Origin of the sequence: uncultured Bifidobacterium sp. (genome assembly GCF_945269915.1) — a bacterium.
Taxonomy (GTDB): domain Bacteria; phylum Actinomycetota; class Actinomycetes; order Actinomycetales; family Bifidobacteriaceae; genus Bombiscardovia; species Bombiscardovia indica.
Genome location: NZ_CALYOY010000049.1, coordinates 1 through 7,841, shown reverse-complemented (window position 1 = coordinate 7,841; position 7,841 = coordinate 1). Strand labels below are relative to the sequence as shown.

The following is a 7,841-nucleotide window of genomic DNA, read 5'->3' as shown; positions in this document are numbered from 1 at the left end:
TATGCCAAGGCCCAGGAAGAGCAGATCAAGGCGGACCGGAAGCGGTTGGATGCGGCCAAGAAGCACAAGAACAAGGGTAAGGGCGACAAGACCTGGAGTCAGGTCGCCAAGGAGATGACCCCGATTCTGGACCAGGCCTACCAAGCGGCCGCCAAGGGCGATGGCCAGGCGGGGTCCACCCTGGTCAACAAGGCCTACTACCAGTACTACGAAAAGCTGGGCTTCGAGAAGAACGTCATGAACGCCATCAGCGGCAGCCGGGTATCCCAGGTGGAATACCAGTTCAAGGAGACCCGGATGGCCATGGCCGGCGGGGAATCCCCCAAGAAGATCAAGACGCTGGTGGATGAGCTCAAGGGGATGCTGGTCACCGACGCCGGGATACTGGACGGTGGTGCGGCCGACAACGTCAACAAGTGGACCACCTTCCTGACCTCGGCATTCGGTCAGGCCTTCATCGTCCTGCTGCGTGAGGGGCTGGAGGCCATCCTGGTCGTGGCCGCCATCATCGCCTACCTGGTCAAGTCCGGGTACAAGGACAAGATCCGCTACATCTATTGGGGCATTCTGGCCGGTCTTGCCGGCAGTGGCCTGGTGGCCATACTCTTCACCCTGCTCTTCAACGGCAATGGCCCCGAGCAGGAGATCCTTGAAGGTGTCGTGGCCCTGATAGCCATGGTCATGCTCCTCTACACCAGCAACTGGATGCTGTCCAAGTCGTCGGTGGAGAGTTGGAACCAGTACATCAAGACCAAAACGGTGGCCGCCATCTCCCAAGGCAGCGTCATATCCCTGGCCCTGCTGTCCTTCCTGGCTGTGTTCAGGGAGGGGGCGGAAACGGTCATGTTCTACCAGGCCATCTTCGCCATGGCACCCAGCGGTTCCAGGGAGATATGGGCCGGGTTCGCCGCAGCGGCCGTGGTCCTGGTCATCATCTTCGTCCTGATCCGGTTCACCTCGGTCAGGATACCCATCAGGCCCTTCTTCATCATCACCAGTGCGCTGATGGCCATCATGGTGGTCATCTTCGCCGGCGGTGGTGTCCATGCCCTGATTGAGGGCGACCTGGTCCCGGCCACCTACCTGCCTGGTGTGCCGACCAGTGATTGGATCGGGCTCTATCCCTACGTGCAGTCCATCGGTGCCCAGGTGCTGGCGCTGATTCTTGTTCTTGTCTTCGCCGTGGCTTCGACCATCCGAAAGAACCGGAAGGAGTCGGTTAGGCAGCCGGAATCCAGCCACTGACGACCCTGTACGCAGGCATCCATGAATGTGCGCAAGACTCATATCCAATGAGACGGTAAAAATCGAACAAACAAAGGAAAGAGAAATGAAGAAGAGGAAACTTGCGGCCCTGGCTGCTCTGGTGCTCTCAGGGACACTGGTACTGACCGGTTGCGGTGGGGGCAAAAGCGAGGGGGCCAAGGAGGCTCCCGCTCCTGATGCATCGGCCAAGTCCGAGTCCGGTGGGGACAAGGGCGACGGCAAGGGTGCCGGGTTCGAAGAGATACCCATCCCGCCTGATGACCAGCAGAAGGGGCCCTTGAACATCGGGACGGTCTTCTTCCAGCCCATCGATATGGAGCCCGCCTCCATGGGTCTCAAGGCCGCGGATGCCAGTCTTCATTTGGAGGCCGACATACACGCCCTGGCCAACAACAACCTGGGCTATGCCAAGGGCGAGTTCATCCCCGATCTCACGGTCAATTACACGATCGAAAACAAGAACGACCCCAACGACAAGCAGGCCGGCACCTTCATGCAGATGAACGCTTCTGACGGCCCCCACTACGGTGCCAACATCAAGATGGACAAGGCCGGCTCATACAAGCTGACCTATTCCATCGAATCCCCGGAAAAGAAGGGCTGGATGCTGCACGTCGATCCCGAGACCGGTGTCAAGGGACATTTCTGGACCGAACCCATCGTTGTCAGCTGGGATTGGGACTACACTCCACATCAGTGGTGATATAAAGGTCGGGTTCGTCGCGGTCTCCAGCCCAGGGGGTGACGGCGACCCGTCCCAATGGCGGATGGCGGTATAGGCACGATTCAGGCCCTGATTCGATGCCTATGCCGCCTACCTCCATACATGAGGCAGTACAGGAAAGGCAAGCACTATGCTTGAGCAATTCGTCACGGTCCTACCGGGGACGCTCGGGCCCGCCCTCCTGGTAATGGCCCTCAGTGTGCTTCTGACTGTCGGCGAGGGAAGGGACAAGCCCTTTTCGTCTTCCTGGCGTCTGGTGGGTCTGGGTGCAGGTGTCCTGGCGGCCATCGTCTTCGCGGCCCTGAGGGCCACCGCAGTCATCAACCGCCGCACCATGGTCAACTATCCGACCCTCATAGCCTGTGTCTTGGCCGATCTGGCCCTCATATGGGTTGTTTTGGACGCTGGGCGCATAACCCGGGATTGGCATGGCCACAAGGCAGCACTGAACCTGGCCAATGGGTTGTCCGCCATCGCCGTCGCCCTGTGCGTCTTCCGGGCCCTGCCGGATGTGATCCTGCAGCTTACGGCCTTCGTGGAGCCTGATTCACCGGTTTTCACCTCCGATATGCTGCTCAGGGCGCTGGGCTTCGTCCTGGCCATAGCCACGGCCGTCATCGTGGCGGCTATATTCCGCTCCATGCATCGGACCTGTTCCCGGAAGGCATTTTCGCTGGCCGCCCTCCTCGTGGTGCTTGTGACCCTCGTCCAGCATGGCACCGGCTTGCTGGCCCTCCTGCAGAATACCGGCGAATTCATCCTGCACGGCCTGCCCTTCAGGATCATGGCCTTGCTCTACAATGCCAACCTGACCCTGGTCATCGTCCAGGCCTGGGTCTTCATCATCCCTGCCGTAGCCTGCCTGGTTGCGGGTTTCCGTATGCCCCAGGATGGGCGGAATGCTGCGGTCAAAAGGCAGCACAAGGCCTTCCGCCGCCGTGCACTGGCTTCGGCGGGCTGGAGTCTGGTGGCCATGATCATCGTCACCCTGACCCTGACCGTCGGAACGGCCCAGGCCCACAAGGTGCCCGTCCTGTCACCGCCGGAAACCTACTCACTGGCCGGAGGAAAGGCCACCATCAAGTTCTCCCAGGTCAGTGACGGCCACCTTCACCGCTTCCAGTACAAGGCCAAGGACGGCACGGTCATGCGGTTCATCATCATCAAGAAGAACGGGGCGGCATACGGTATCGGCCTTGATGCCTGCGAGAACTGCGGCGATGCCGGATACTACGAGAAAGACGGCAAGATCATCTGCAAGAAGTGCGATGTGGCCATCAACCTGGCCACCATCGGCTTCAAGGGTGGTTGCAACCCGATTCCCCTGCCCTATACCACCGGTCAGGGGAGCATCCTGATTCAGACCGCCGATCTGGATGCCATGTCCGCCCACTTCAAGAGCTGAGGAGGTGCTGTTGGAATGTTTCTGATACGCATGATCGTCAGATCCTTCAGCCGTCAGTTCGGCAGAAGAATCCTCATAGCCGTTACCGTCTGCCTGTCTGCCTGCGTGGCCGTGGCCATGCTGGGGGTCGTCTTCGACGTGGGCGACAAGCTCAATGCCGAGCTCTCCACCTATGGGTCCAACATCACTGTGCAGCCCAAGTCCGACGCGGTCGTCTCCGACCTCTACGGCTCCCAGGTCTCGTCGACCGGTGTCCAGGACCAGGCATCCCAGCCGACCGCCTATCTGAAGGAATCGGACGTACCCAGGATCAAGACCATTTTCTGGGCGTACAACATCACCGATTTCGCCCCTCAACTCAACGTCAGGGCGGATGTGGACAAGGTCGGCACCCCCGTGGTGGGCACCTGGTTCAAAAAGGACATACATCTGGACAGCGGCGAGGACACCACGGTCGGGGTCAGGGGGCTCCGTTCCTGGTGGAAGGTGCAGGGTGCCTGGGCCAAGGACGGTACCGGACCCCGGACCGGGGACGCATCCGGGTCCGGTGACCAGGGCCCGGTCCAGGGGATGATGGGCAAGGATCTGGCCGCCCGACTGGGTGGCAAGCAGGTCGGCGATACCGTGGATCTGAAGGTGGGGGAACGGAACCAGCAGGTCAAGGTGGTCGGTATCTTCGATTCCGGTGATGCGGATTCATCGGCCCTGTACGTGCCGACCTGGGCCCTGCAGACCGTGGCGGGACTGCCGGACCAGATCGACAGGGTGGAGGTCAAGGCACTGACCACCCCCGAGAATGACCTGGCCAGGAAGGCGGCGCGCAATCCGGCCGCCCTCTCCCAGGACGAATGGGAGACCTGGTACTGCACGGCCTATCCGTCGGCCATCGCATACCAGATCGAGGAGGCCATACCAGGGTCCGTGGCCAAGCAGGTCCGCCAGGTGGCTGCACTCCAGGGCGATGTGCTTCAAAAGACCCAGGCCGTCATGATTCTGATGACCGTTCTGAGTCTTTTGGCGGCAGCCATAGCCGTGGCCAATCTGATGGCCGCCTCCATATCGGAACGCTCCGCCGAGTTCGCGCTGCTGAAGGCTCTGGGGGCCACCGATGGAGCCGTCTCCCGTCTGGTCCTGGCCGAGACCGCCCTGATCAGTCTGGTAGGCGCGCTGGTGGGGGCCGTACTGGGGTCGGGGGTGGCCCAGATCGTCGGTCATGTGGTCTTCGGATCCGGCATCACCATGAGACCCATGGTCTTCGTCCTGGTCTTCGTCCTCCTGGCCCTGACCGTCCTGATTGCTTCCATTTCATCCATACGTTCCATTTTGAGACTGCGTCCGGCGGAGGTGCTCCATGGCAGGTGAGCCCAAGCGGGGGAGCACGACTGGCGGCCGGTCGGACAAACCAGCCGGGCGTCATGCCCCCATGACCAACACCCGTATGTTCCTGACCATGTTGTTCGGGGCGATCTTCAGGCGGCGGGGCAGGGCCTCCATGGCTGTGGTCGCCTCCATGGTCGGGGCCGCGACCCTCTTCTGCCTGGCTGCCGTGTGCCTTGAGGTTCCCCGGCAGATGAACCAGGAGATGCGCGCCTATGGAGCCAACCTGGTCGTGACCCCAATCCAGCAGCCGGGCCAGTCGCGGCAGGGCATCGACCCGGCCATGGTCAGCCATACCACGGAGATGGTCACGGCCAAGGCCTCGGCCAAGCATGCCACCTACCGGTACGAATCGGTCAGGGTCAACGCCGGGTCCCATATGATGGCCGGGATTGACGCCGACCAGGTCCACCAGCTCAACCATCACTGGAACGTCGATGGGCAGTGGCCCAAGGACGGTTCCGTCATGGTCGGGCGTGATCTGGCGGATTCGCTGGGTCTGAAGCCTGGCCGCAGAATCACCATCAGCTATCGGGCATCGGACAACGCCGAGGGGGCCACCGGCACAGAGGGTGTATCCGGTGCCGGTCGGACGGGTGGAGGGCAGTCCACCCAGGAAGGCTCAACCGGGCGCTCAAACCATGTGCACGGCTCTGCCACCATGTCGGATGATGCCGGTCGGCCAGGTCAACTGCATCATGCCGGGAACCCCTCCGGGCAGTCCGGGTCCCAAACCCAGCCGGTGGTCCTGACTGCTCGACCCGCCCAAGCCGATGCTTCCTCCCCGGCGGGCCCGACCATGGGCAGTGCCCCGGTAGACGGATCCATCGCCCAGGATGCCCAGGAAAAAGGCATGGAACTGCGGGTGGGCGGCATCGTCGATACAGGGGGCTCCGAGGACCAGATCATCTACTCCAGCATGCACGACATCGAGGCATTGACCGGGTTCAAGCGCGGATCCGACGTGATTGAATACTCGGTCAACACGATGGGTCCGAACCTGACGGCCATCGCCAGGAGCATCAACGACATGACCAGCATGGGTGTCAAGGCGCAGACGGTCACCAGGATCACCTCCGGCGACACCCACACCATCGCCATGCTCCAGACCCTCTTCTGGCTGGTTTCGATCGTCGTCCTGGTGTTGACCTTCGTAGGTGTCGGAACCACCATGGCCTCGATAGTCTCGCAAAGACGCAGCGAAATCGGTCTGCGCAAGGCCCTCGGGGCCACCTCGGGCAGCATCGGAGCGGAGTTCTATGCCGAGTCCGCCTTCTACGGACTCCTGGGCGGCCTGATCGGCACGGTCCTGGGTTACATCTTCGCCCGCCTGCTCTGCACCTCGGTCTTCCAGCGCTCGCTCGGCTTCAACTGGTGGCTGGCCCTGGCCTCGGTCCTGCTGAGCACCATCATATCGGTAGTCGCATCAATCCGGCCCGTGCGTAGGGCATCACGCATCGACCCGGCACTGGTTCTCAGGGAGGAGTAATCATGGAGGATCACGAAACAGTCCAGGAGGAGAAGAGCGGGGCAATGCTGCTGGATCTGGATCACGTATCCAAGATCTACGGTGACCTGCACGCGCTGGATGACCTGAACCTGAGCATCCCCCAGGGGCAGTGGCTGGCCGTGGTCGGGTCATCCGGTTCGGGCAAGACAACCCTGATGAACATCCTGGGATGCATGGACACCCCCTCATCGGGTTCCGTCCGACTCGAGGGACGGACCCTGGAGGATCTCAACCCCTCGCAGCTGGCGGACGTGCGCAAGAACGTAATCGGGCTGGTCTTTCAGAAGTTCTATCTCGTGCCCCACCTGACGGCCATCGAGAATGTGATGGTGGCCCAGTACTACCACTCGGTGGTGGATGAGGAACAGGCCATGCAGGCCCTGGACCGGGTCGGTCTGGCGGACAGGGCGCGCCACCTGCCCAGTCAGCTCTCGGGAGGCGAGCAGCAACGTGTCTGCGTGGCACGTGCCCTCATCAACGACCCCAAGTTGATCTTGGCCGACGAGCCGACAGGCAACCTGGATGAGACCAACGAAAAGATCGTCCTGGATCTTTTCCGCCAGTTGCACGACCAGGGCACCTCCCTGATCGTTGTGACCCACGATGCCCTGGTGGCCTCATGCGCACAACGTGAGATAATGCTCAACCATGGTGTCCTGGTGGGTGAACAATGGAATGACGAGGATGCCCGCCGGGCCTATGAAGAAGCCGGTGGCCGGCCCGCCTTCAGTGGCAGTGCCGGCAAGGAGGCACAGTCGGGCGATGTCCCTGTCGGGTTCCAGGACCCGACCAAGGCGGCCAAGACCGGCGACGGAAATCGGATGGAGTGGCAATAGAGATGACGGAGGTCCCGATGAAGAACGAGGAGAGGGAGGAACCCGGCCAGGATTCCCGCGCCATGGCTGATACGGCTGGATCCCTGGGGATGAAAGCCGCACAATCCAAGTCGCGCAGACTGGCCGGAATGTCGGCCACCCTGGCGGGCCTGGTCGCCGTCGGTTCCCTCCTGGGCGGGTGCGGCCACAGCGATACCAAGCCCATGGACGACGAGTACGCGGGGACGGAATCCAGCAGTGCTCCCAGCAATGGGAAGGATTCGGGCCCCGAGGCTGGCGAGGGCACCCCCAGTGCCTCTTCACGCGACGGGAAACAGGCGGCCGCCTCAGACAGCGGGCAGTATCAGGATGGGGCGTACGCCCTGACCGGCCACTATGGCAAGGACGGTTCCGACAGCATCGACGTGGACCTGGAAGTGTCGGGCGGCAAGGTGCAGTCGGTCAGGGTATCCGGGAAGTCCAGCTCCCCGGTCTCCAGGAAGCACATCGGCGAGTTCGCCAAGGCCGTGCCCGGAGTGGTGGAGGGCAAGCCGCTCAAGGACCTGAAGGTCAGCAAGGTGGCCGGTGCCAGTTGGACCTCGGATGCCTTCAACAAGGCCCTGGACCTGGCTCGGCAGGAGGCCTCGGTCTCGCAGCGGCAGTGAGCGGCTGGTCGGTCCGGGCCTCTCAAGAGGCGCATCGGCGGCCGAGGTTTAGTCCTTTATGACGCGATCGTAGGGCTGG

Annotated in this window: 7 protein-coding genes; all 7 read left to right on the top strand. The window is 62.2% G+C overall.

Features of this window, described 5'->3' with window-relative positions; genetic code table 11:
* The coding region (locus Q0K62_RS07570; protein WP_297317366.1) for an FTR1 family protein at positions 1-1,245 on the top strand (1,245 nt) is incomplete at its 5' end.
* 85 nt (positions 1,246-1,330) lie between these two features.
* Positions 1,331-1,969, top strand: coding sequence for an iron transporter (locus Q0K62_RS07565; protein WP_297317365.1), 639 nt, complete (start codon positions 1,331-1,333; stop codon positions 1,967-1,969).
* Positions 1,970-2,120: 151 nt separating this feature from the next.
* Positions 2,121-3,395 (top strand): DUF2318 domain-containing protein, encoded by a 1,275-nt coding sequence (locus Q0K62_RS07560; RefSeq protein WP_297317364.1) that lies wholly within the window; start codon positions 2,121-2,123, stop codon positions 3,393-3,395.
* 15 nt (positions 3,396-3,410) lie between these two features.
* The gene (locus tag Q0K62_RS07555; protein ID WP_297317363.1) at positions 3,411-4,757 is read left to right on the top strand and encodes an FtsX-like permease family protein; all 1,347 of its coding nucleotides are present in this window, start codon (positions 3,411-3,413) and stop codon (positions 4,755-4,757) included.
* A gap of 61 nt (positions 4,758-4,818) precedes the next feature.
* The gene (locus tag Q0K62_RS07550) at positions 4,819-6,261 is read left to right on the top strand and encodes an FtsX-like permease family protein (RefSeq protein WP_297317368.1); all 1,443 of its coding nucleotides are present in this window, start codon (positions 4,819-4,821) and stop codon (positions 6,259-6,261) included.
* Positions 6,262-6,305: 44 nt separating this feature from the next.
* The gene (locus Q0K62_RS07545; protein WP_297317367.1) at positions 6,306-7,118 is read left to right on the top strand and encodes an ABC transporter ATP-binding protein; all 813 of its coding nucleotides are present in this window, start codon (positions 6,306-6,308) and stop codon (positions 7,116-7,118) included.
* Between the two features lie 17 nt (positions 7,119-7,135).
* Positions 7,136-7,762, top strand: a complete 627-nt coding sequence (locus tag Q0K62_RS07540; RefSeq protein WP_297317362.1) for an FMN-binding protein — start codon at positions 7,136-7,138, stop codon at positions 7,760-7,762.
* The last annotated feature ends 79 nt before the right edge of the window (positions 7,763-7,841 follow it).

Excerpts from the sequence above, each read along its gene's own strand:
- Q0K62_RS07540 (WP_297317362.1), top strand. The coding sequence starts at position 7,136 with ATGAAGAACGAGGAGAGGGAGGAACCCGGCCAGGATTCCCGCGCCATG.
- Q0K62_RS07565 (WP_297317365.1), top strand. The coding sequence starts at position 1,331 with ATGAAGAAGAGGAAACTTGCGGCCCTGGCTGCTCTGGTGCTCTCAGGG.
- Q0K62_RS07550 (WP_297317368.1), top strand. The coding sequence starts at position 4,819 with ATGACCAACACCCGTATGTTCCTGACCATGTTGTTCGGGGCGATCTTC.
- Q0K62_RS07560 (WP_297317364.1), top strand. The coding sequence starts at position 2,121 with ATGCTTGAGCAATTCGTCACGGTCCTACCGGGGACGCTCGGGCCCGCC.
- Q0K62_RS07545 (WP_297317367.1), top strand. The coding sequence starts at position 6,306 with ATGCTGCTGGATCTGGATCACGTATCCAAGATCTACGGTGACCTGCAC.
- Q0K62_RS07555 (WP_297317363.1), top strand. The coding sequence starts at position 3,411 with ATGTTTCTGATACGCATGATCGTCAGATCCTTCAGCCGTCAGTTCGGC.